General features: G+C 46.6%; 22 protein-coding genes and 2 tRNA genes. 13 read left to right on the top strand and 11 right to left on the bottom strand.

The window, feature by feature from the left end; translation table 11 throughout:
• The first annotated feature begins 173 nt into the window (after nt 1-173).
• The 7 genes from B5F91_RS07920 (at nt 174) to B5F91_RS07890 (ending at nt 6,936) form a co-directional block, all read left to right on the top strand.
• The gene (locus tag B5F91_RS07920; RefSeq protein ID WP_087428546.1) at nt 174-1,346 is read left to right on the top strand and encodes an iron-containing alcohol dehydrogenase; all 1,173 of its coding nucleotides are present in this window, start codon (nt 174-176) and stop codon (nt 1,344-1,346) included.
• A 186-nt stretch (nt 1,347-1,532) separates the two neighbouring features.
• Entirely contained in the window at nt 1,533-2,075 is a 543-nt protein-coding gene (locus B5F91_RS07915; RefSeq protein WP_087428545.1) for a DUF1599 domain-containing protein, read from the top strand.
• Nucleotides 2,065-3,399 (top strand): BT_3928 family protein, encoded by a 1,335-nt coding sequence (locus B5F91_RS07910; protein WP_087428544.1) that lies wholly within the window; start codon nt 2,065-2,067, stop codon nt 3,397-3,399. Before B5F91_RS07915 ends, B5F91_RS07910 begins: the two co-directional genes overlap by 11 nt.
• Nucleotides 3,400-3,478: 79 nt before the next feature.
• Complete coding sequence (tpiA, locus tag B5F91_RS07905) at nt 3,479-4,234, top strand: triose-phosphate isomerase (protein WP_087428543.1); 756 nt, start codon at nt 3,479-3,481, stop codon at nt 4,232-4,234.
• Nucleotides 4,235-4,403: 169 nt separating this feature from the next.
• On the top strand, nt 4,404-4,856 hold the full coding sequence (locus tag B5F91_RS07900) for an SPOR domain-containing protein (RefSeq protein WP_087428542.1): 453 nt from the start codon (nt 4,404-4,406) through the stop codon (nt 4,854-4,856).
• Nucleotides 4,856-5,443, top strand: a complete 588-nt coding sequence (gene folE / locus B5F91_RS07895; protein WP_087428541.1) for a GTP cyclohydrolase I FolE — start codon at nt 4,856-4,858, stop codon at nt 5,441-5,443. The genes B5F91_RS07900 and folE overlap by 1 nt, the downstream gene beginning before the upstream one ends.
• A 140-nt stretch (nt 5,444-5,583) precedes the next feature.
• Nucleotides 5,584-6,936, top strand: a complete 1,353-nt coding sequence (locus B5F91_RS07890; protein WP_087428540.1) for an MATE family efflux transporter — start codon at nt 5,584-5,586, stop codon at nt 6,934-6,936.
• Between the two features lie 158 nt (nt 6,937-7,094).
• On the opposite strand, the gene B5F91_RS07885 is transcribed toward B5F91_RS07890, so the two are convergent.
• From B5F91_RS07885 to B5F91_RS07875, 3 genes are all read right to left on the bottom strand, one after another.
• Nucleotides 7,095-7,319, bottom strand: a complete 225-nt coding sequence (locus B5F91_RS07885) for a hypothetical protein (protein ID WP_204244671.1) — start codon at nt 7,317-7,319, stop codon at nt 7,095-7,097.
• A gap of 103 nt (nt 7,320-7,422) precedes the next feature.
• Complete coding sequence (gene proC, locus B5F91_RS07880; protein WP_087428539.1) at nt 7,423-8,193, bottom strand: pyrroline-5-carboxylate reductase; 771 nt, start codon at nt 8,191-8,193, stop codon at nt 7,423-7,425.
• Between the two features lie 150 nt (nt 8,194-8,343).
• Nucleotides 8,344-8,790: a thioesterase family protein gene (locus tag B5F91_RS07875; protein WP_087428538.1), complete on the bottom strand. Its 447-nt coding sequence runs from the start codon at nt 8,788-8,790 to the stop codon at nt 8,344-8,346.
• 119 nt (nt 8,791-8,909) lie between these two features.
• Between B5F91_RS07875 and B5F91_RS07870 the strand changes: the two genes are divergently transcribed.
• Both B5F91_RS07870 and B5F91_RS07865 read left to right on the top strand, forming a co-directional pair.
• On the top strand, nt 8,910-10,193 hold the full coding sequence (locus B5F91_RS07870) for an O-acetylhomoserine aminocarboxypropyltransferase/cysteine synthase family protein (RefSeq protein WP_087428537.1): 1,284 nt from the start codon (nt 8,910-8,912) through the stop codon (nt 10,191-10,193).
• A gap of 98 nt (nt 10,194-10,291) precedes the next feature.
• Nucleotides 10,292-12,088 carry a MutS family DNA mismatch repair protein gene (locus B5F91_RS07865; RefSeq protein ID WP_087428536.1) on the top strand — a complete coding sequence of 599 codons (1,797 nt, stop codon included), beginning with the start codon at nt 10,292-10,294 and terminating at the stop codon, nt 12,086-12,088.
• Between the two features lie 77 nt (nt 12,089-12,165).
• On the opposite strand, the gene B5F91_RS07860 is transcribed toward B5F91_RS07865, so the two are convergent.
• From B5F91_RS07860 to prmC, 8 genes are all read right to left on the bottom strand, one after another.
• Nucleotides 12,166-12,251: transfer RNA gene (locus B5F91_RS07860), tRNA-Leu, on the bottom strand.
• Nucleotides 12,252-12,270: 19 nt separating this feature from the next.
• A tRNA-Gly gene (locus B5F91_RS07855) sits at nt 12,271-12,343 on the bottom strand.
• Between the two features lie 166 nt (nt 12,344-12,509).
• Nucleotides 12,510-13,850: an argininosuccinate lyase gene (gene argH / locus B5F91_RS07850; protein ID WP_087428535.1), complete on the bottom strand. Its 1,341-nt coding sequence runs from the start codon at nt 13,848-13,850 to the stop codon at nt 12,510-12,512.
• Nucleotides 13,851-13,867: 17 nt separating this feature from the next.
• Complete coding sequence (locus B5F91_RS07845) at nt 13,868-14,293, bottom strand: SRPBCC family protein (RefSeq protein WP_087428534.1); 426 nt, start codon at nt 14,291-14,293, stop codon at nt 13,868-13,870.
• A 98-nt stretch (nt 14,294-14,391) separates the two neighbouring features.
• Nucleotides 14,392-15,027 carry an orotate phosphoribosyltransferase gene (pyrE, locus tag B5F91_RS07840; protein ID WP_087428533.1) on the bottom strand — a complete coding sequence of 212 codons (636 nt, stop codon included), beginning with the start codon at nt 15,025-15,027 and terminating at the stop codon, nt 14,392-14,394.
• Nucleotides 15,028-15,112: 85 nt separating this feature from the next.
• Complete coding sequence (locus B5F91_RS07835; protein WP_087428532.1) at nt 15,113-15,802, bottom strand: ComF family protein; 690 nt, start codon at nt 15,800-15,802, stop codon at nt 15,113-15,115.
• The gene (locus B5F91_RS07830) at nt 15,786-16,265 is read right to left on the bottom strand and encodes a regulatory protein RecX (protein WP_087428531.1); all 480 of its coding nucleotides are present in this window, start codon (nt 16,263-16,265) and stop codon (nt 15,786-15,788) included. Before B5F91_RS07830 ends, B5F91_RS07835 begins: the two co-directional genes overlap by 17 nt.
• Nucleotides 16,262-17,104, bottom strand: coding sequence for a peptide chain release factor N(5)-glutamine methyltransferase (prmC, locus tag B5F91_RS07825; RefSeq protein ID WP_087428530.1), 843 nt, complete (start codon nt 17,102-17,104; stop codon nt 16,262-16,264). The genes B5F91_RS07830 and prmC overlap by 4 nt, the downstream gene beginning before the upstream one ends.
• Before the next feature lie 39 nt (nt 17,105-17,143).
• On the opposite strand from prmC, the gene ribD reads away from it, so the two are divergent.
• The 4 genes from ribD (at nt 17,144) to bamA (ending at nt 23,247) form a co-directional block, all read left to right on the top strand.
• Nucleotides 17,144-18,178: a bifunctional diaminohydroxyphosphoribosylaminopyrimidine deaminase/5-amino-6-(5-phosphoribosylamino)uracil reductase RibD gene (ribD, locus tag B5F91_RS07820; RefSeq protein WP_087428563.1), complete on the top strand. Its 1,035-nt coding sequence runs from the start codon at nt 17,144-17,146 to the stop codon at nt 18,176-18,178.
• Nucleotides 18,179-18,313: 135 nt separating this feature from the next.
• Complete coding sequence (locus B5F91_RS07815) at nt 18,314-19,783, top strand: DUF6242 domain-containing protein (protein ID WP_087428529.1); 1,470 nt, start codon at nt 18,314-18,316, stop codon at nt 19,781-19,783.
• 15 nt (nt 19,784-19,798) lie between these two features.
• A complete protein-coding gene (locus B5F91_RS07810) occupies nt 19,799-20,539 on the top strand; it encodes an isoprenyl transferase (protein WP_087428528.1) in 741 nt (246 codons plus the stop codon).
• 128 nt (nt 20,540-20,667) lie between these two features.
• Nucleotides 20,668-23,247, top strand: coding sequence for an outer membrane protein assembly factor BamA (gene bamA / locus B5F91_RS07805; protein ID WP_239416369.1), 2,580 nt, complete (start codon nt 20,668-20,670; stop codon nt 23,245-23,247).
• Nucleotides 23,248-23,263 lie beyond the last annotated feature (16 nt).

The following is a 23,263-nucleotide window of genomic DNA, read 5'->3' as shown; positions in this document are numbered from 1 at the left end:
AAATGAAAGTGGTTTTTAGTTTGATACAGCCCTTTTTCATTCCCGCACCGCAATCCCGCTATCCGTATGAATGGTTTTACTCTCCCCTATTGGAATATTTAACACTTTAGCGGATACAAACTATGTTTTTATTTGTATCTTTGGGAAACATGAACTTTTAAAAGCAAACAGATATGAACTCAAATCCTATTTTCAGTTTGTACGTACCCACCAAGATATTGTTCGGGTGCGGTGAGATAAAGAAATTGGCTACAGAAACATTGCCCGGTAAAAAAGCAATGATAGTCATCTCAGGCGGAACATCCATGAAGAAATACGGATATTTGGATAAAGTCATAGGATACTTGACCGAAAATGATGTAGCGGCAATTGTGTACGACAAGATACTTCCAAACCCGATTAAAGCGCATGTCATGGAAGCCGCAGCTATCTGCCGTGAGCAGAAATGTGATTTTATCATCGGACTGGGAGGCGGAAGCAGCATCGACTCGGCAAAAGCCATTGCCATTATGGCATGCAATGACGGGGATTATTGGAACTACGTTGTAGGCGGAAGCGGCAAAGGACGTCCGGTCACGAAAGTACTTCCAATTGTTGCCATTCCTACAACTGCCGGTACTGGCACCGAAGCTGACCCATGGACAGTAATCACCAACGAAGAAAAACAAGAGAAAATCGGTTTCGGAAACCAGCTTACTTTCCCTACCCTCTCTATTATTGACCCGAGCCTGATGCTCACAATTCCTCCTCATCTTACAGCATACCAAGGTTTTGATGCCTTCTTCCATGCAGCAGAAGGTTTCTTGGCTAATTGTGCCACTCCGATAAGCGATTTGTATGCATTAGAAGCAATCCGCTTGCTTTATAAATACCTTCCGGTTGCCGTAAATGACGGACGCGACATTAAGGCACGCGCCAAAGTGGCATGGGCAAGCACGTTGGCAGGACTGGTGGAAGCAACTTCCAGTTGCATCTCTGAACATTCCATGGAGCATGCCATGAGTGCCTATTATCCGGAACTTCCACATGGAGCTGGCTTAATTGCCATTAGTACGGCATATTTCGAAACATTCCGCAACGATTGCATGAAGCGTTTCATGAAAATGGCAGAAGCTATGACCCAACAAAAGAGCAACCGTCCAAGCGATTTTATCGATGCTTTGGTACGGATGCAACGGGAGTGCCATGTAGACGACATCAAGCTGAGCAGCTGGGGAATTAAAGAAGAAGACCTTCCCAAAATGGTGCAGAATGCACGCGAAACCATGGGAGGCTTATTCACTCTCGATCCACGTCCGCTGACCGATGATGAAGTATTGAACATTTACAAGCAATCGTATAAATAAACTTCTTATTTATCAAACGCAGAAGCGCAAAGACGCAAAGAAATTATTTTAGAGGGCAAAAGCCACAGAATATCTTCTGCAAACTTTTCTTCTCTGAAAATGTAAACTTTACGTCTTTGCGTTTCTGCGTTTGATAATTTAAAAGGAAAATCGTAACTTTGCGACATCAATTCATGACACGAGTGTATGAAAGATACGAAAGAACAATTTGAACACGTCATTGCCATTTGCCGGGACCTGTTCGCCAAGAAGCTGCACGATTATGGCGCGGCATGGCGCATCATGCGTCCTTCTTCGGTCACCGACCAGTTGCTTATCAAGGCGAACCGCATCCGGAGCTTGGAAGTGAAAGGGGTCAGCTTAGTGGGCGAGGGCATCCGTCCGGAGTTTATGGCAATCGTTAATTACGGCATCATCGGGCTTATCCAGCTCGAATTAGGTTATGCCGAGAAAGAAGACCTGACCGAAGCCGACGCGCTTGCCTGGTATGATAAATATGCCAAGCAGACGCTGGAGCTGATGTTGAAGAAGAATCACGATTACGACGAGGCATGGCGCAGCATGCGTGTCACCTCGTACACCGACCTGATTCTGATGAAAATTTACCGCACGAAGCAGATTGAGGCTTTGAGCGGGAACACGTTGGTATCGGAAGGCGTAGACGCCAACTATATGGATATGATTAATTATTCGGTATTCGCATTAATCAAATTGGAATTTGGAGAATAAGCACCTACATACGATTCTTGCCGTGTGGATAAACCTCTGCCGTTTCTTGCTGGCTGGCGTGTTCATCTTTTCCGGTTTCGTGAAAGTGAACGACCCGTATGGCTTTGCCTATAAGATACAAGACTATTTAGAGGCATGGGGCTTGCTTCAGATTACGCCCCAATTCGCGCCCTATATCGGCTCGATGGCGATGGGGATTCTTGAGTTTACGCTTGGCGTTTATCTGCTCTTCGGCATCCACCGGAAGGCGGTGTGCACGTTGTTCCTCCTCCTCATGGCGTTCATGACGCCCTTGACCCTTTGGCTTGCCATTGCCAATCCGATATCCGATTGCGGGTGTTTCGGCGATGCCGTTATCCTCACCAATTGGGAAACGTTCGGCAAGAATGTGGTGTTGCTCATAGCCGCCATCACCGTGTTCCGCTGGCGGGGGACGGGCATCAAGAAGTTAGTGACCGAGAAGGTGGATTGGCTCATCGCGCTTTATACGGTGGTCTTCGCCTTGCTCTTCTCCATTTATTGCGTGCGCGAATTGCCTCTTTTCGATTTCCGCCCTTATTATATAGGTATGGATATCAAGCGGGGCATGGAGATTCCGGAGGGAGAAAAGCCGACCGTATATGAAACGACCTTCATTTACGAGAAGGACGGAGTGGAAAAGGAGTTTACCATCGATAATTTCCCTTCCGATTCGGCTTGGACATTCGTAGATGCCGAGACGCGGGTGAAGGAACAAGGGTATGAGCCTCCGATTCAGGACTTCCACATCGTATTGCAAGAAGACGGGACCGATGTCACGGAAGAGGTGCTGGACGATGATAACTACACTTTCCTCTTGATATCGCCCCAGTTGAGGAACGCGGACGAGAGCGGCATGGACCTTATCAATGAGGTGTACGATTATAGCATGGAATACGGGTACCGTTTCTTGTGTGTGACGGCTTCGCCCGATGAAGATATCGCCGTATGGCAAGACAATACGGGAGCCGAATATCCCTTTGCCTTGGCGGATGAGATTACGTTGAAAACCATTATCCGTTCCAATCCGGGGCTGGTCTTATTAAAAGGCGGGGTCATCCTGAACAAATGGAGCGTGAACAGCATACCCGATGAATACCAGCTCCATGCGCCTTTGGCGGACTTGCCTATCGGTACGTTGACGGTCCCGAACACGTGGCATAAGGTGGCGGGCATCCTCGGCTGGTTCTTCGGTCCACTCCTGTTCCTCACCCTGTGCGATTTGCTTTGGCTGAAATGGAGCAAGAAGAGAAAAAAGAAACATGCGTATTCACCACAGGGGACACAGAGTACCACAGAGGAATAAATCAAGAACTCTGTGTGACTCTGTGCCCTCTGTGATGAATATATAAACTTTTATATTAACCCTTTAAAACTTAAACAAAATGAGAAAGAACATTGTAGCAGGAAACTGGAAAATGAACAAGAACCTGCAAGAAGGTATTGCTTTGGCAAAAGAACTGAACGAAGTATTGAGCGCAGACAAACCCAATTGTGATGTCATCATCTGTACTCCGTTCATCCACTTGGCTTCGGTGACTCCGATTGTAGACAAGAACATCATCGGTGTAGGTGCAGAAAACTGTGCCGATAAGGCATCGGGCGCTTATACGGGCGAAGTATCAGCCGAAATGGTTGCTTCTACCGGTGCTCAATACGTTATCTTGGGCCACTCTGAACGCCGTGCTTACTATCACGAAACCGTTGAAATCTTGGAAGAAAAAGTGAAATTGGCTTTGGCTAACGGCTTGCGTCCTATCTTCTGCATCGGCGAAGTATTGGAAGAACGCGAAGCAAACAAGCAAAACGAAGTGGTAGAAGCTCAATTGGCTTCTGTATTCTCACTCTCTGCAGAAGACTTCGGCAAGATTATCTTGGCTTACGAACCGGTTTGGGCTATCGGTACAGGTAAGACCGCTACTCCGGAACAAGCTCAGGAAATCCACGCACACATCCGTTCGTTGGTAGCTGCTAAATACGGTCAGGAAGTAGCTGAAAACACTTCTATCCTGTATGGAGGAAGCTGCAAGCCTTCAAACGCGAAAGAATTGTTCGCTAATCCCGATGTAGACGGTGGCTTGATTGGCGGTGCTGCATTGAAAGCCGCTGATTTCAAAGGCATTATCGATGCATTTAAATAATCTTTTATAGATACAAGGTTATCTTAAAAGGATTTGATTATCAGAAGATAATATCATCCTGAGCGAAGCGAAGGATCTCGTGTACATCCACGTGGAAGCGTTCGAGATTCTTCACTTCGTTCAGAATGACAAATAGAAGATGACTCTTGTCTACAAAACATAAGACCCCATGAAATACCTATTATCTTTTCTTTTACTCTTTTTTGCCGGCACAATGTATGCCCAGCGCACCATTGTAGAAAGCCTTGAAACACGTCAGGCGGGACAGGGTACGGTAGATGTCCATCAAGATGCTTACATCGCCTCGCTCATCGGTTTGCGCTATACGGGCGGCTCGTCTTCTCCCCAGACCTTGAAGGCAAGAGGCTTCCGGGTGCAGATTTATGCGGGAAACAATTCGCGCGTGGCACGGAATGAAGCCCAACGTGCGGCGAATAAAGTGAAAGAAACATTTCCGGAAATGCCGGTATATACGTATTTCCAACCTCCCCGCTGGCTGTGCCGTGTAGGTGACTTCAAGAGCATCGAAGAAGCTCATGTCGCTATGCGCAAGCTGAAAGGAAGCGGTGAATTTAAAGAAGCGGCGATTGTGCGTGAACAAATTAATATACCTATTGAATAATGATTGATACAGACTTGTTGAAGTTCCCGGAAGAGAAAGTGCAGAAGCTCATGGCGCATTACAAAGAGATTCTTGCACTCTTGGGTGAAGACACTGAACGGGAAGGATTGTTGAAGACTCCGGAGCGTGTGGCGAAAGCGATGCTCACGCTTACAAGGGGGTACGACGTAGACCCGAAAGAAATTTTATTGAAAGCCAAGTTTAAGGAAGAATATAGCCAGATGGTCGTAGTAAAGGATATCGATTTCTTCTCGATGTGCGAACATCATATCTTGCCCTTTTACGGGAAAGCGCACGTGGCTTATATTCCCAACGGATACATCACGGGACTGAGTAAGATAGCCCGTGTGGTAGATGTATTCTCACATCGCTTGCAGGTGCAAGAACGCATGACCCTGCAAATCAAAGAGTGCATTCAGGAAACTTTGCACCCATTAGGCGTAATGGTCGTAGTAGAAGCCAAGCACATGTGCATGCAAATGAGAGGCGTAGAAAAACAAAACTCTATCACCACCACATCTGACTTTACCGGAGCGTTCAATCAAGCCAAGACAAGAGAAGAGTTTATGAATCTTATCAGAAAATGACGCATTGTTCACTACAAATCATACAGACTAAATTAATGAATAATTAATACTAAATAGTTGATTGCGGGACATAAAAGCATCTATCATTATTCATTAATTTAGTCTGTTAATCTGTAGTGAAACTTATTAACAACACAAAAGTGGAACAAACTATTTCCCAATCATCCGGAATCCGAAAAGGGTTGACCAAGCTGGTTATCCCGATTTTTATCGAAACCCTGCTGATTATGATGCTGGGGGCGGTAGATACCATCATGCTAAGCCAATACTCCGATGAAAGTGTAGCGGCAGTAGGTGTAGTCAACCAAATCGTTTCATTTGCTTTTCTGATATTTGAAGTCATCAATATCGGAACTTCCGTGCTTTGCTCGCAATATTTGGGAGCTAAGCTACACAAAAACATGATACAAGTAGTAGGCGTAGCCTTGCTTTTGAATCTAGTACTTGGCTTGCTTATCAGTGCCATCCTTCATTTTGGAGCAACTACCTTGTTATTGTGGATGGGACTACGTCCCGAATTGCTGCAATATGGTATCGGCTACATGGAAATCGTAGGGGCATTCGCCTTCTTCCAAGCCATATCCCTTACCATATCCGCTTCGTTGCGCAGTGCAGATAAAGCCATATACCCGATGTTGGTGACCGTTTTAGTCAATATTATGAACATCATCGGCAATTATGCCTTGATTTTCGGAAAGTTGGGTATGCCAGCCTTGGGAGCCGAAGGAGCTGCTATTTCTACGGCGGTTGCCCGCGGGGCAAGCATGGTCATTCTCTTTATTATCCTTTTCCGAAAACATATTCCCAAGTTCCCGTTAGCCTATTTCCGCCCTTTCCCTTGGATAGAACTGAAGAACCTATTGAAAATCGGCTTGCCTTCTGCCGGCGAAAATATCTCTTACAGTTTCTCGCAAGTGGTTATTACTTATATGATTAACATTTTAGGGAACAACGCTTTGGCTACACGTACCTATACGATGAATATTGTGATGTTCGTCTATTTGTTTGCCATAGCCATGGCACAAGGCGGAGCCATAACCATCGGGCATTTGGTAGGACAGAAAAAAATCCGTGCCGCCTACCTGTTAGGTAAATACGTCATGCGGCTTTCTATCTTGGTCACGCTCATCCTTTCTTGCATTTGGGCAGCTTCGGGACATTTCATATTTTCATTGCTGACCGATAATCCGGAGATTATCCAATTGGGTGTAACTGTCATGCTGATAGATATTATAGTCGAAGTAGGGCGTTCTGTCAATATTTATGCAACCAATGCCCTCCGTTCGGCAGGCGATGTCAATTTCCCCTTTTATGTAGGACTGGTTGTGCAATGGAGCGTATCGGTCGGTGTCAGCTATTTGCTCGGCATTCATTGGGGTTGGGGACTGGTAGGAATGTGGTGCTCATTCCTTTTCGACGAGAACATCCGTGCCATTATCTTTGTCCGCCGCTGGAACAGCCTGAAATGGGCAAAGAAAGGATTTGTAAAATAAAACTGCGTATAGAAACGAATTAGGCTTCGATGGCTGACGGAGCCTGCTTCATCCGCCAACGAAGCAGGCTGCATCAGCCATCGAAGCCGTATGCATTTTTGTCAGCACTGTACTGACATCTTTTCAGTAATCGATTATGAGATTTCGACGTATCTGTATTACATCACTTGCATCAGGCGAAAATAAAAAGCAATGATACAAATCAAATCAATAATCAATGCCACCACCGACCACTTGATAAACAACTTCTTTTTCGTCACCACCCCATAGACAATGCCGATAACCGCCGATACCAAGATACCCGCAGCTACCCCAAATAATCCTTGCACGGCAAGCCCTATCAGGATTAAAAGAGCCATAGTAATCAGAATGTTATTTCTCATAAGTGTATTCTTTTATTCACCACAGAGGAGACAGAGTACCACGGAGGAAATAAATTAAAATACTCTGTGTGCTTCTGTGTTCTCTGTGGTGGATATCCTTCTATCACAAACTTGCTTTAATCGCCTTTATCACCGCCGAAGTAAACCCGTCGTGTTCCAACGAATTGACTCCTTTAATGGTGATGCCGCCCGGTGTAGTGACCTTCTCAATCTCCAGCGCGGGGTGTGCATCTTCATTGGCAAGCAAAAGGCGTGCGGCTCCTTCTACCGTTTGAGCCACCATCTTCATCGCGTCTTTCGGGCGGATGCCCAATTCCACTCCGGCTTGCATGGCGGCTTGCACGTACTTCAACACGTAAGCGATGCCGCACGAGGTGAGCGATGTAGCCGCCGCGAATTGCTTTTCTTCTATCAGCATGGCAAGCCCCATTTCGTTGAACAAGCTCAACATCATCTGTACCTGCTCTTCCGAAGCGTTGCGTGCGGCTATCAGCGTCATGCTTGCCCGTTCAGAGATAGCGGTATTCGGTATTACCCGAAACATAGGCATCTCCGGCTCAACGAAGTGTGCCAAGTTCTCGAATGTCAATCCCGCAGCAACCGATACCAATATCTGAGGCTGGCGCAAGCGCAAAGGCTTCAATACTTCTTCCATTTTCCAGGGCTTTACCGCTACAATCACCACATCGGCATCCGAAGCCTCCCGGTTGTTCGTGCTCACTTGGATAGCCGGATATTCCGCTTTCAATGCATCCAGCTTCGGCATGCTGGGATTGGTCACGATAATGTCTTGTTCCCTTACATAATGTCCTTGTGCCAGCCCACGGGCAATTGCTCCGCCCATATTTCCGGCTCCGATAATTCCTACTTTCATGTCAGATATTTTTTTTTAACGCAGAGACGCAAAAACGCAAAATCTTTATTTTTAAAGAGAGCAAAGCACTCAGAGAAAAGCGTTTGGCTCCGTAACCTTTGCTTACTCTAAAAATAAAACCTCTGCGCTTTCGCGTCTTTGCGTTTATATTTACAACGGTTTCGAAAGTTCCTCCAACGTCTTTCCCTCGTACCCGCAAATGGTCTTCTTGAACGAGTCGGGCAATTCTACGGGTTCTTTTGTCGCCATGTCATAGCCCACCATTACCGTGCGGCATTGGCATTTCAATACCCCGCTTGCCTTGTTAATGGCACGTTGAAGCAAGGTAAAGCTCTTGTGCCCCAAATGGATAACTGTTGTCTCGATATACAAATCATCGGAAAAGAACACCGGAGCCAAGAAATCGGCATTGATATTGGCTACCACAATACCCAAGTCTCTCCAATTCTTATCGCCGAAAACATCACGCATATACGAAGTCTTCGCCAAGTCATAAATGGAGAAATACGATGAATTGTTCATGTGACCGTACTGGTCTACATCGCTAAAACGGATTTGCACCGGCATCACATGCCTGTATGTTAGTTCTGTTGCCATATCATTTAAACTTTGTTCACCTCAAATATATATCTTTTTTCTGATAAACCGCAACAAGTGGAGCATTTATTTCTTATTTTTGCACACAATGCAATAAAAATCGACTAAAAAGACAAACAATGGAAAAGAAATTAAGCAAAGAAACACTCTGCGTACAAGCAGGGTGGACTCCCAAAAACGGAGAACCGCGCGTAGTGCCCATTTATCAGAGCACAACCTTCAAATATGATGATAGCGACCAAATGGCACGCTTATTCGACTTGAAAGATACTGGTTATTTTTATACTCGCCTGCAAAACCCCACCAACGATGCCGTAGCATCGAAGATTGCCGCACTGGAAGGCGGAGTAGGCGCTATCCTGACTTCATCGGGGCAGACCGCCAACTTCTATGCCATCCTGAACATCTGCGAAGCGGGCGACCACTTTGTATGTTCGTCCACTATCTATGGAGGGACATTCAACTTATTCGGTGTCACATTAAAGAAAATGGGTATCGAATGCACCTTTATCGATGCCGATGCGCCCGAAGAAGAAATCGAAAAGGCATTCCGTCCCAACACCAAATGCCTCTTTGGTGAAACCATTTCGAACCCCGGCATCAATGTGCTCGACATCGAAAAGTTCGCCCGCATCGCCCATAAGCACGGTGTACCTCTGATTGTAGACAATACATTCGCTACCCCTATCAATTGCCGCCCCTTCGAATGGGGAGCCGACATCGTGACCCATTCTACCACAAAATACATGGACGGACATGCCACTAGTGTAGGTGGAGTCATTGTAGATAGCGGCAATTTCGACTGGATGGCTCATGCCGATAAATTCCCCGGACTGACCACCCCCGATGAATCGTACCACGGGTTGACCTACGCCAAGGCTTTCGGCAAAATGGCATACATTACCAAAGCAACCGCTCAATTGATGCGTGACTTAGGCGCCATTCCCTCACCCATGAACGCCTTCCTTTTGAATTTAGGCTTGGAGACACTCCATCTGCGTGTGGCACGCCATTGTGCCAATGCCCAAAAGGTAGCCGAATGGTTAGAAGTGAACCCGAAGGTGAAATGGGTGCACTATTGCGGCTTGAAGGGCAACAAATATTACGAATTAGCACAAAAATACCTCCCCAACGGCTCATGCGGTGTCATCGCTTTCGGCTTGAAAGGCACACGCGAAGATGCCGTGAAGTTTATGGATAGCCTGAAGTTGGCATGTATCGTGACCCACGTGGCAGATGCCCGCACCTGTGTCTTGCATCCGGCAAGCCATACGCACCGCCAACTGAGCGATGAACAATTGATAGAAGCCGGCGTAGCTCCCGACTTAATCCGCCTCTCGGTAGGTATCGAGAACGTAGACGATATCATCACTGATTTGGAACAAGCGTTGCAAAACATTTAATTTCATAGAACACAGAGACACGGAGACACAGAGTCTTATTTTATATTCTCTGTGCCTTTGTGTCTCTGTGTTTTTTAAATCATAACTTAACTAACGACATGACACCACACAATTGGTACACCCAACGCATAGACGAAACTTCAAAACTGCTTTCCCATACCAAGACACAGATTAACCGCATCAGCCTTTTGCGTGTCCTCCTTTTCGTAGCGGGCATTGTGGGACTTATCCTATTTTATAGTTCCGGCACGAGAGCGATTGTGCTGACCCTGTGTTGCACTTTCTTGCCTTTCTTTATCTTGGTAAAAGTGCATAACCGCCTTTATTTCCGCAAAGAACGCTTAGAAATCAAACTCAAGCTGAACCAAGACGAATTGAAAGGATTGGAAGGCGACTGGTCGGCTTTCGATGAAGGACGGGAGTTCATCGATCCCGAACATCCTTACTCGTACGACCTCGACCTCTTCGGACGCAAATCGCTCTTCCAAGCCATCGGACGTACCTGCACACACATCGGAAAACAGACCCTTGCCGCATGGATGCAGCATCACCTGACGGAAAAAGAGGCTATCGAGACCCGTCAGGAAAGCATTCAGGACATGAGCCAACGCACCGAGTTCCGTGAAACGTTCCGAGTAACAGGCTCGGTAAACCGTGGCACAGACTCCGATGAAGAAGAGATACGCCGCTGGAGCCGGACACCCTCTGCCCTGCAACACCTTTGGTGGGTAAAACTCTGCCTTTGGGCTGTACCCGGCATCAACGTACTTCTGCTTACATTAGGGCTTTTAGATATCATTTCGCTAAGCTGGTTCGGCATGATGTTTGCCGTTTTCGTTATCCTCAGCTTCGCCCTTATCAAGCGGGTCACCCTCATTCAGGAAGCCTACGGAGAAAAGCTGAAGACCCTGAACCGCTATGCCAAGCTCATCGCTTTAGCCAAGCAAGAGACGTGGGAAACCCCTGCCTTGCGCGAGTTGACCGATAAGTTAGACATCGACGGACATTCTCCCGCCGAAGCCTTGATGCAACTTTCTAAGGAACTGGACCGCCTCGACTTGCGCAATAACCAGCTCTTGTATGTCATCTTAGAAGGAAGCCTATTCTTCCAACTACGCCAAATCGTATGCATCGAACGCTGGAAAGAACGTTACGGAATGTATCTGATGAACTGGCTCGAAGCCGTAGGTGAACTCGACGCGCTCTGCTCGCTCGGAACCTTTGCTTATAACCATCCGGCATACACCTATCCCACAATAGCCGATGAGCCTTTCCGCTTCCTCGCAAAAGACATGGGACATCCGCTTATGCCCGAAGCCCAATGCGTGAAGAATGATGCAACAATCCCTTCTCGCCCCTTCTTCCTCATCATTACCGGAGCCAACATGGCGGGCAAGAGCACTTATCTCCGCACCATCGGCGTGAATTACCTCTTGGCGTGCATGGGATGTCCCGTATGTTGCGAAAGCCTTACCCTCTACCCTGCCCAACTCATCACCAGCCTGCGCACCACCGATTCGCTCTCGGATAACGAATCGTATTTCTTTGCCGAACTGAAACGCCTGAAATGCATCATCGATTTATTGAACGAAGGCAACGAACTCTTTATCATCCTCGACGAGATATTAAAAGGAACCAACTCGGCAGATAAGCAAAAAGGTTCGCTCGACCTGATTCGCCAGTTCATGCGCCTCAAAGCGGATGGCATCATCGCCACCCACGACCTCTTGTTAGGCACACTTGCCGAACAATTCCCTAACGAAATCCGCAACTATTGCTTCGAAGCCGACATCACCGATAACGAACTGACCTTCTCCTACCGCCTGCGTGAAGGAGTGGCACAAAACATGAACGCCTGCTTCCTGATGAAGAAAATGGGGATTACAGTTAGTTGAACATCAAAATATTGAGCTAAATTTCATGTACAAAAAACAACGGGACGAACCGTAATTTAACGATTCGTCCCGTAGAGTACCCGAAGCGGGACTTGAACCCGCACAGCCATCACTGGCCAAGGGATTTTAAGTCCCTCGTGTCTACCGATTCCACCATCCGGGCATCCTTTTCAAAGAACTTGAGCGGAAAACGAGACTCGAACTCGCGACCCCAACCTTGGCAAGGTTGTGCTCTACCAACTGAGCTATTTCCGCGTTTGCGGTTGCAAATGTAGGGAGTTTTATGAAATACTCCAAATATTTTCCGCTTTTTCTTTCAATGATTTTGTTAAACGCAAAGACGCAAAAGCGCAAAGCATCATTTTTAGAGGAGGAAATTAAAAAAACTTTGCGGTTTTGCGTCTCTGCGTTTGATAAAACATCAACGTCCTAATAAGGCTTTCTCGGCTTGAGCCACACGGTCGAAGTCGAAACCATTCATGACTTGATTCATCAAGGCTTCGATTTTATCGTTGCACAGATTTCCGATGCTTCCGGCATGGGTGTGGTGCGCTTCCTTCGTATGTGTGAACTTGCCGGCTTCGATATCCAAGCCTACCTTTTTATAAGCGTCACGGAAAGGCATGCCTCCTGCGGCAAGGCGGTTCACCTCTTCTACGCTGAACATATACAGGTATTTATCATCGTCTAAAATGTGTTCGTTCACCTTAATGCGCTCCATGATGTATGCCGACATCCGCAAGCAATCCAATAATTCCTCGAATGCGGGAAGGAATACTTCCTTGATAATCTGCAAATCACGGAAATAGCCCGAAGGGAGGTTGTTCATTATCATCATGATTTGCTGGGGCAAGGACTGGATTTTATTGCATTTAGCACGGGTCAATTCGAAGACATCAGGATTCTTCTTATGCGGCATGATACTGGAACCTGTGGTGCACTCATCGGGGAGTTTGACGAATCCAAAGTTCTGGCAACTGAACATACATGCGTCAAATGCCATCTTCGAAACGGTTCCGGCAATAGATGCCAAGGCAAAGGCAACGTTACGCTCCATCTTACCACGTCCCATCTGCGCATAGACCACGTTGTAATTCATTGAGTCGAAGCCCAATAGACGAGTGGTCATTTCCCGGTCTAAAGGGAAAGAAGAGCCATATCCGGCGGCTGAGCCCAACGGATTACGGTTGCACATCTTATAAGCGGCTTGCAAGAACAACATATCATCGACCAAGCTCTCGGCATACGCGCCAAACCAAAGTCCGAACGAGGAAGGCATAGCGATTTGCAGGTGCGTATATCCCGGCATCAGAATGTCTTTGTACTTATTGCTTTGCGCTATCAACACGCGGAAGAGTGTTTCGACCGCTTCAGCCACTTGCTTCAATTGTTCACGGGTGAAGAGTTTCAAGTCCACCAAGACTTGGTCGTTCCGCGAACGCCCGCTATGTATCTTCTTGCCTATATCGCCCAACTTACGGGTCAGCATGAGTTCCACTTGCGAATGCACATCTTCGATGCCGTCTTCAATCACAAACTCGCCTTTCTCTGCCGTAGCGTAGATTTGCTTTAATTCTTCCAACAAGATTTTTAACTCATCGGACTTCAACAAACCGATACTTTCGAGCATCGTGATATGCGCCATTGAGCCTAAGACATCGTGCTTCGCCAGATAAAGGTCCAATTCACGGTCTCTGCCTACGGTAAAACGGTCGATTTCCGCATTTACCTGCACATTCTTTTCCCAAAGTTTTTGTCCCATAGGTTTATGAGTTTTAATTAATAAGGAATCAAGGCGAGCATGTCCGCCAATTTCTCTACGCCTTCTTGCAAAGGCTTGGAAACCATTGCTTTCATAAAGGCATTGACCTCGGCACGGATGGTTACTTTCATCTTGGCTTCCGCATCGCTTACCGGAAGAATCTGAATCCATACGTTCAAGGGGATAGGAGTCTTGTCGCCCTCGAACTTGATGCACTTCATCGGCTCACGTTCGATGATGCGGAGGGTCAGATTGATGCCTTGCACTTTCAAGGTTAAAGAATCTTGGTCGAAAGATAAATCTTCCACCTTGCCCCCTGCTTGTGCTTTTATCGCATCCAAGCGTTCGCGCACCGAAGCTAAGTTATTCAGGTCGGCAAGTTTGGTATATACCCGTTCCTGCGTATAAGGAACATGCTTTACACTGCTTTCAAATTGTACCATACATTGTATATAATTGAACACAGAGACACGGAGGCACAGAAGATTATTCCTTAATTCTCTGCGCCTTTGTGCCTCTGCGTTCGATTGTTATGCTCTTTTTATTTTCCGGTCCAGTGAGCCGGGTCTTTTCTCCAAGCCTGAAGGATAGGAATATCCTGTTCGTCAATATAATCAGTCTTCAGAGCTGCATCCAATACGGCATTGTAGTTGGTCAGCGTAACCAATTCTACACGCGCTTCCTTGAATGCTTCTACCGATACATCGAATCCGTATGTAAATGAAGCCACCATACCGATTACGTCACATCCGTTCTGGCGGATGGCGTTCACGGCTTTCAGGCTGCTTCCGCCAGTTGATATCAAGTCTTCTACCACTACAACCTTCATACCCGGACGAAGTTCTCCTTCAATCAGGTTTTCTAAGCCGTGGTCTTTGGGGCTCGAACGTACATAAACGAACGGGAGGTTCAGTTCTTCTGCCACCAATGCGCCTTGGGGAATGGCTCCTGTAGCTACACCCGCTATTGCATCCACTTCTCCAAACCGCTCCATGATGATACGGCACAACTCCAATTTGACAAAATTGCGCAAGGCAGGATAAGACAATGTCTTGCGATTGTCACAATAAATAGGGGATTTCCAACCCGATGCCCATGTGAAAGGGTTAGCAGGCTGAATCTTTACAGCTTTTACCTTCAACAATTTTTCTGCAAATAATCTTTCCAAAGCTTTCATAACTTATTATCTGATAAATAACAATGCAAAAGTACGGAAAACCTACGTGATTATGAAATATATAACGACTTTTTTCAGGAAAACTTCATTTTGCCCATGCCAACGTTACGATGCTGATACGGATTCCCTCTATCGAGGAGAGGGCATCGGCACAAGCCGTGAGGGTGGCTCCGGTGGTCAGCACATCATCTACTAATAAGATATGTTTGCCCCGCAAAAGCTCCGCTTCGGGAGTGGCACGGAACAAACCTTCCACATTCATCCAGCGGGCATACCCGCTCTTATGGGTTTGCGTCGCATTGTTCCGTACCCGGCAAACCGCATTCAGGCATAAAGGGATGCTGGTTTTCAAGGATATACCCCGCGCCAAAAGCTCACTCTGATTGTACCCTCTTTGGCGCAAACGGGTGCGGAATAAAGGTACGGGCACCAAGAAATCAATTCCTTCAAAGAAGCCGGACGGGAACAATTCGCTTCCTATCCATTCGCCCATCTTCACACAAAGCGTGCGCCGGTTATGGTATTTCATGGCATACAACACCTGAGCCACCTTGCCGCCCTTGGCATAATAGAAAAGCGAAGAGGCGCGCACAATCGGGAAACGTCCCCAAAAGCAACGCTCCATTTCGTTCCCCTCCTTATTATATATAAAGGTGTAGGGCAACGAAGCCGAACAAGCCAGGCACAATCCCGTCTCCCCTTGCATCAGCCTTTTCCCGCACGACACGCAAAGGCGGGGGAAAAAGAACTCGCGGAGGTCAGTCCAGATACTCATCTTCGGAAGCCTGACGGATGTAACGCTTCACCTCGTCTAATGTAAAGCCGCGCGACACGGCAAAGCGAATCAGTTTCATCGCGCATTCATAGTCATTCTTCCCCGTCACTTGCTTCTCTTTTTGGGCAAGCGTCTCCCGTAGCATCCGGTCGTATTCGTCCTCATCAATTTCTTCCAGCCCGATACGGATGTCTTCCGCGGGCAAACGCTTCATCCGCAAGGCTTGCGCTATCTTGTTCTTTCCCCATCGGGCAAAGCGGTACTTATCGCGCACAAACGCTTTGCAATAGCGTGCCGTATCAATGAAACGGTCTTTCACTAACGATGCCAGGATGCGGGACGTCATCTCCTCGTCCGCTCCCCACTGGATTAATTTCTGTTCTACCTCGAAGGGGCACCGTTCGGTCTTGGCACAATAGGCTTCCGCCTTGGTTTTCAATTCGTTTTCTGTATATTCTTTCATGGGCGTTCCGCTTTAACCATACGGTCGTTTCCCGACATATCTTTGCGTAAGATAACGTTCCGATAGCCCATTCCGGTCAATAAATCCACCGTTTCCGAACCGTATGCCTGATTGATTTCAACATATAAAACGCCGGAAGGCGCCAAATGTACAAGCCCCAACTCCGCTATTTTCCGATAAAAGCGCAAAGGGTCATCATCGGGAACGAAAAGGGCTTGTTCCGGCTCCCAGTCGAGCACGTTCCGTTCCATATCCGTCTTCTCCCGTTCACGGATATAGGGAGGATTGCTCACGAAGATATGTGCGTTGCCCTCCGCAGATATATGCGAGAGCACATCCACCTGCTTGAAATCGACATGCACCCCGTTGCGTTCCGCATTCCTTCGGGCAATATCGAGCGCGGTATCCGAAATGTCCCACGCGCTCACCCGTGCTCCGGGCAAAAACTTGGCTAAAGCAATGGCGATGCATCCGCTCCCCGTACCGATATCCACGATATTCAGATGCGCCTCGTCCCCAAAATCAGTGACAATCCAATCCACTAACTCGGCGGTTTCGGGACGGGGAATCAAGACTCCGGGAGCAACATGCAGGGGCAATCCGCAAAAGGACGTTTCGCCCGTAATGTATTGGAAAGGCTCGAAACGCTTCAATCGGGCAAGAATATCTTCTAACTCCGCGTGCTCTTTTTCCGAAAAATCCCTATCTTTGCCATCGTACAAATCGAGGGTGGAAAAACGGAACACTTCGGCAAGTATTCCTTTTGCCAAAGCCTTCGCTTCCGGCTCCGGATAGAAACCGGAAAGCGAGCGGATAATATCGATATAAATAGAATGCATAGGAATGCAAAGATACAAAAAGAAACGAACATACAAACCATGACACAAGACGAAAAATACATCAGCCGGTGCATCCAGCTGGCTAAGAACGGGTTATGCAATACCCCTCCCAATCCCATGGTAGGTGCCGTCATCGTATATCAAGACCAGATTATCGGGGAGGGCTATCACGTAAGATGCGGGGAAGGGCATGCCGAGGTGAATGCCATTGCCTCGGTGAAAGACGAAAGCCTATTGCGCCAATCCACGCTATACGTAAGCTTAGAGCCTTGCTCACACTATGGGAAGACCCCTCCATGTGCCGACCTCATCATCCGGAAAGGCATCCCACGGGTCGTAGTAGGATGTGTAGACCCCTTCTCAATGGTATCTGGAAGAGGCATCCAAAAGCTTCGGGATGCCGGCGTTGATGTAACGGTAGGTGTTTTGGAACAAGCATGCAAGGACCTTATCAAGCGTTTTGTCACCTTCAATCTGAAGCAACGCCCCTACATCACCCTGAAGTGGGCGCAATCTGCAGACGGGTTCATCGATGTCCTCCGCCAAAAAGGCATGCCGGTAAAATTATCCAGCCCTATCACTTCGATGTATGTCCACAAGCTAAGGGCAGAGCATCAAGCGATATTGGTAGGACGGAAAACCGCCCTGCTGGATAATCCTTCGCTCACCGTGCGGGACTGGTACGGGAAAAACCCGCTCCGCATGGTGATAGACCGCGAGTTGTCCCTCCCCTCCTCGCTCCGGCTTTTCGATGAAAGCACGCCTACGTGGGTATTCACTTCCAAAGAAAAGGCATCCCAGCCCAACCTGACTTACATCCGGCTGGACTTCGGGCAGGACATCCTTCCGCAAATCGCCCGGACGTTGTACGAAAATAAGGTGCAATCGCTCTTGGTAGAAGGCGGAAGCACGCTCCTCCAGTCCTTCATCGACCGGGGAATGTGGGATGAAATCTATACCGAACATACCTCTGCGGTATTGGGAGAAGGGGTAAAAGCCCCCGTAATTCCTTACGGATTTCCCATAAAATACACGATTCGGGACAAATCAACTATCGGACATTGCCAAAATTAGTAGAGCAAAATGCCTGACTCACCGATAAAAAAGTAAAGTTTATCCATAATTTTATATAAAACTTGACATAAAACTTCCAAGTGGCAAAAAAAACTTCTACTTTTGCAACTTGTAATGCAAAGAATAGACTGAATAATGAAATTAAAATTCTTATCCATAGTAGTAATTGGTTTAATGATAACCACTCTCTCAATGACTTCTTGCTTGAAAGACGATACAGTAGAAGTTATATACACCAACGAATCAAGCATCGTTTCCTTTTCATTAGGAACCTTGTGGAAACAATTCGTAGGGAAAGCCCAGGACGGGAGCGATTCGCTCTATATGGACACGTTATCATTCAATGAATATCCTTTCACTATCGACCAGTTGAGCCGGACTATCGAAAACAAAGATTCGCTTCCGGTGGGCGTAGATATATCAAGGGTGCTTGTTAACATCAGTGCCGATACTCCTTATATATTATATGGCAAAATCAAGGAAGCAGGGGAAGAAGCGACAGATACCCTTTGGAGCAGTACAGACAGCATTGACTTTTCGGTTGCCCCTGCAGAAGGGCTTTCCTTCAAAGTCATGTCATATACAGGACAGCTAGGGAAAGCATACCGTGTGAAAATCAATGTACACACCCAAGACCCTGACTCTTTGAACTGGAGTGAGGACGAATCACAAATCCCCTTTACGGCTCAAACCTTAATCCGTCAAAAGGCGGTTTATGCAAACGGACGAATTTATGTATTCGGTGAGCACGGAGGAGTGCCCGCCATAGAATACACCACCGTTTCCAGCAACGGGAAAGCAGACGGGTGGACTCCTATCGAAAATGTCCCAGCCGGTACCGATTCTTATTCACCAATTGTATGGAACGGAACGATTTACTTCCTGTCCGATGGTGCATTGTATGAGCTGATTGATACCACGATACAGCCTTCAGCCTTCTCTCCAGCCGGTTATCAACTGAAACAACTCTTGGCTAATGCCACTACGGCAAGCGGACTTACTTATTTATATGCCTGCACCGAAGACGGTACATTCGTAACTTTCAATGGAACTACATGGAACGAAGAAGGGAGAAACGAGCATTTCCCCTCTATGAACCAACGTTTCTATTACGCATCCCTGCCGCTTTCATACAATTCCGACATTGTACGCACCGTCTTGTTTGGTCGTCATACCGATGCTACAGGCAATGAATTCGGCTTTGCGGCAAACCGCTTGACAAATGAAAATACATGGGTGCCCTATGACTATATACAAACCGATACATGCCGTTGCCCGAATATTGCCGACGGCACTATGATTTATTACGATAAAAAGCTGTATGCATTCGGAGGGTTTGTAAATAGTCTAGAGCATAAAGAATACCGACATGAGTTCAGCACGTTCTTCGCATCTACCGATAACGGACTGACCTGGCAACCCGATACCCGATACATGAAATTCCCCGAACCTTCATTCAGAGAAAAATATGAAGAAGGAGAAGCTTTAGGCGAAGGAAGCTATTCGTGCATCGTAGACGAAAATAACTTTATTTGGATTATCTGGCACAACGGATATATGAGCAGAGGAAGAATCAACCGGTTCGGTTTTCTGCCCAAATGGTAAAAAAAGAGCACAGACATGCGATACAAAGAACTGATAGACAAATCACGGATACCGGCACACATCGCCATTATCATGGACGGTAACGGCAGATGGGCAAAGCAACGCGGTGAAGCTCGTTCATTCGGGCATCAGGCGGGTGCAGAAACGGTGCACGTGATAGCCGAAGAAGCGGCAAGGCTAGGGGTAAAATACCTGACACTCTATACGTTTTCAACCGAAAACTGGAAACGTCCGGCAGAAGAAGTATCTGCATTGATGCACCTGCTCATGGATTCCATTGAAGAAGAAACGCTGATGAAAAACAACATCCGCTTCCGTATCATCGGAGAAATGGCAAAGCTCCCCGTCCATGTTGCAGAACGTCTGGAACAATGCATTGCACATACCTCAAACAATACGGGCATGACGTTAGTGCTGGCTCTCAGCTATTCCTCGAAATGGGAAATCACCAATGCCGTAAAACAAATAGCCAAACAAGTTGAAAGCCATAAGTTGGCAATAAATGACATAACCGACCAAACCATTGACAAGTACTTGGAGACCCGCTTCATGCCCGACCCTGACCTATTGATACGTACAGGGGGCGAGCTTCGGCTTAGCAATTACCTGTTGTGGCAATGCGCTTATTCAGAGCTTTACTTTTGCGACACCTTTTGGCCAGACTTTAAAGAAGAAGAATTTTGTAAGGCAATTTACGATTATCAACAAAGAGAACGCCGATTTGGCAAAACAAGTGAACAACTATTGAAACAATGAAAAAGATGCGATACTGTTTTTTTCTCATTCTAGGGGTCTTGACGTATTTTTGTTTTCCGGCAATTAGCCATGCACAAGAAAACAATACGGTAAATATGGACAATCAAACGACGGATTTGAACACCTCTATGCAAAACGGACAAACCGCCGAAGAAGAAAAGCCTATTATCCTGTATAATAGTACCCCAAAGAAGTATGAAATCGCCGACATCAAAGTAGAAGGAGTGAAAAACTACGAAGATTATGTATTAATCGGCATTTCAGGACTTGCCGTAGGACAAACGATTACCGTACCGGGAGATGACATAACCGATGCGGTCAAACGGTATTGGCGTCATGGATTGTTCTCGGATGTAAGAATCTCGGCAGACAAGATAGAAGGGAATAAAATCTGGCTTCGCATCGAACTAAGCCAGCGTCCGCGTATTGCCGATATTCATTTCAATGGCATCAAGAAAAGTGAACGTGAAGACCTGCAAGAAAAACTGGGCAACATGGTAAAGGGTATGCAGATTACCCCGAACATGGTAGACCGCGCCAAAATCATCATCAAGAAATACTTTGATGAAAAAGGTTTCAAGAATGCCGAAATCAATATTATCGAGCGCGAAGACCCCAAAGACAAGGAACAAGTGTACGTAGATGTAAACATCGACAAGAAAGAAAAAATCAAAGTACACAAAATCACTATCGAGGGCAATACGGTGCTTAGTGACAAGAAATTGAAACGCACCATGAAGAAAACTAACGAAAAAGGCAAGCTCATCAACCTTTTCCGTTCCAAGAAATTCATCGATGAACGTTACGAAGAAGACAAGCAGAAGATTATCGAAAAATACAATGAATTGGGTTTCCGCGATGCCCTTATTGAAATGGATAGCGTATCCAATTACGATGAAAAGACGGTTGATATCTACATGAAAATCTACGAAGGAAACAAATACTACTTGCGTAACGTTACGTGGGTAGGTAACACCGTCTACCCCTCTGACTTATTGAGCGAACAATTGCAAATGAAGCATGGGGACGTATATAACCAAAAATTGCTGAACGAACGTCTTGAAACCGATGAAGATGCTATCAAAAATAATTACTACAACCGTGGATACGTGTTCTCGAACATTGACCCGGTAGAAGTCAATATTGACGGCGACTCTATTGATTTGGAAATGCGTGTCATGGAAGGTCCGCAAGCCAGCATCAGCCATGTACGTATCAACGGTAATGACCGCCTGTATGAAAACGTAATCCGACGCGAGCTCCGTACCCGCCCGGGAGACTTGTTCAGTAAAGAAGCCTTGGAACGTTCGTACCGTGAAATAGCCCAAATGGGTCACTTCAATCCGGAAACCATTAATCCGAATGTCGTTCCGAATTATGAAGACGGTACGGTAGATATCAACTGGGGATTGGAATCGAAGGCAAACGACCAGGTAGAGTTCTCTGCCGGTTGGGGACAGACCGGTATCATCGGTAAGTTAAGTTTGAAGTTTACCAACTTCTCATTCGCCAACCTGTTCCGTAAGAACGATAATTTCCGTGGTTTCATGCCTCAAGGAGACGGACAGACTTTGACCATCAGCGGACAAACCAACGGACGCTATTATCAAGCATATAGCATCTCGTTCCTTGACCCGTGGTTCGGAGGCAAACGCCCGAACTCGCTTTCAGTATCGGCTTTCTATTCGGTACAGACCGATATCAGTAGCCAGTACTATAATTCGGCATATATGAACAATTTCTATAACTCGTATTATTATGGTTACGGTTATGGGAACTACGGTTATTATGACAATTACGAATCTTATTACGACCCCGACAAATCCATTAAAATGTTTGGTGTATCGTTAGGATGGGGTAAACGTCTCCGCTGGCCCGATGACTACTTTACTTTCATGGCTGAATTGTCATACCAACGGTTTATGCTGAAAGACTGGAGCTACCTGTATATCATGTTGAACAACGGAGAATACATGAACACAGGTAATTGCAATAGCTTGAGTTTGAACTTGACTTTGTCGCGTAACTCTACTGATAACCCGATATTCCCGCGTTACGGTTCAGAATTTACCGCATCGTTGCAGATTACTCCGCCCTATTCGCTCTTCAGCAAGAGAGATTATTCTACTTACGGAAAAGACAATTACGATGAAGCGGCAAGTATGTTCAAATGGATTGAATACCATAAATGGAAATTCAAATCAAAAACTTATACCGCATTGATGGATATCCAGAAATGTCCGGTTATCATGACCCGTGCCGAGTTCGGTATTTTAGGACATTTCAATAAATACAAACGCTCTCCGTTCGAAACCTTCTATGTAGGAGGTGACGGTATGACCGGATACAGCTACAACTATGCATCCGAAACCATCGCTTTGCGCGGATACGAAAACGGAGCATTGACCCCATACGGAAGCGAAGGATATGCCTATATCCGCTTGGGAGCCGAACTCCGCTATCCGTTGATGTTGGAAAACTCTACCAGCATTTATGCATTGGGATTCGTAGAAGCAGGTAATGCTTGGACCGAAGTATCGAAATTCAATCCTTTCCAATTGAAACGCTCTGCCGGAGTCGGTGTACGTATCTTCCTGCCGATGATTGGTATGATGGGTATCGACTGGGCATACGGATTTGATAAGATAAACGGCTCTATGCAATACAGCGGAAGCCAATTCCACTTTATCATCGGACAAGAATTTTAATAAACGAACAAAGGAC

The sequence above is a fragment of the Bacteroides sp. An322 genome (assembly GCF_002161765.1).
Classification (GTDB): Bacteria; Bacteroidota; Bacteroidia; order Bacteroidales; family Bacteroidaceae; genus Phocaeicola; species Phocaeicola merdavium.
This window is presented reverse-complemented; position numbering and strand designations above follow the sequence as displayed.

Bases quoted from the DNA above. Each gene is read 5' to 3' on its own strand.
- ribD (WP_087428563.1), top strand. From the start codon at position 17,144: ATGACACAAGACGAAAAATACATCAGCCGGTGCATCCAGCTGGCTAAG.
- B5F91_RS07870 (WP_087428537.1), top strand. From the start codon at position 8,910: ATGGAAAAGAAATTAAGCAAAGAAACACTCTGCGTACAAGCAGGGTGG.
- bamA (WP_239416369.1), top strand. From the start codon at position 20,668: ATGCAAAACGGACAAACCGCCGAAGAAGAAAAGCCTATTATCCTGTAT.
- folE (WP_087428541.1), top strand. From the start codon at position 4,856: ATGATTGATACAGACTTGTTGAAGTTCCCGGAAGAGAAAGTGCAGAAG.
- B5F91_RS07915 (WP_087428545.1), top strand. From the start codon at position 1,533: ATGAAAGATACGAAAGAACAATTTGAACACGTCATTGCCATTTGCCGG.
- pyrE (WP_087428533.1), bottom strand. From the start codon at position 15,027: ATGAAAGCTTTGGAAAGATTATTTGCAGAAAAATTGTTGAAGGTAAAA.
- B5F91_RS07845 (WP_087428534.1), bottom strand. From the start codon at position 14,293: ATGGTACAATTTGAAAGCAGTGTAAAGCATGTTCCTTATACGCAGGAA.
- argH (WP_087428535.1), bottom strand. From the start codon at position 13,850: ATGGGACAAAAACTTTGGGAAAAGAATGTGCAGGTAAATGCGGAAATC.
- tpiA (WP_087428543.1), top strand. From the start codon at position 3,479: ATGAGAAAGAACATTGTAGCAGGAAACTGGAAAATGAACAAGAACCTG.
- prmC (WP_087428530.1), bottom strand. From the start codon at position 17,104: ATGCATTCTATTTATATCGATATTATCCGCTCGCTTTCCGGTTTCTAT.
- B5F91_RS07900 (WP_087428542.1), top strand. From the start codon at position 4,404: ATGAAATACCTATTATCTTTTCTTTTACTCTTTTTTGCCGGCACAATG.
- B5F91_RS07835 (WP_087428532.1), bottom strand. From the start codon at position 15,802: ATGAGTATCTGGACTGACCTCCGCGAGTTCTTTTTCCCCCGCCTTTGC.
- B5F91_RS07885 (WP_204244671.1), bottom strand. From the start codon at position 7,319: ATGAGAAATAACATTCTGATTACTATGGCTCTTTTAATCCTGATAGGG.
- B5F91_RS07810 (WP_087428528.1), top strand. From the start codon at position 19,799: ATGCGATACAAAGAACTGATAGACAAATCACGGATACCGGCACACATC.
- B5F91_RS07920 (WP_087428546.1), top strand. From the start codon at position 174: ATGAACTCAAATCCTATTTTCAGTTTGTACGTACCCACCAAGATATTG.
- B5F91_RS07865 (WP_087428536.1), top strand. From the start codon at position 10,292: ATGACACCACACAATTGGTACACCCAACGCATAGACGAAACTTCAAAA.
- B5F91_RS07815 (WP_087428529.1), top strand. From the start codon at position 18,314: ATGAAATTAAAATTCTTATCCATAGTAGTAATTGGTTTAATGATAACC.
- B5F91_RS07875 (WP_087428538.1), bottom strand. From the start codon at position 8,790: ATGGCAACAGAACTAACATACAGGCATGTGATGCCGGTGCAAATCCGT.
- B5F91_RS07830 (WP_087428531.1), bottom strand. From the start codon at position 16,265: ATGAAAGAATATACAGAAAACGAATTGAAAACCAAGGCGGAAGCCTAT.
- proC (WP_087428539.1), bottom strand. From the start codon at position 8,193: ATGAAAGTAGGAATTATCGGAGCCGGAAATATGGGCGGAGCAATTGCC.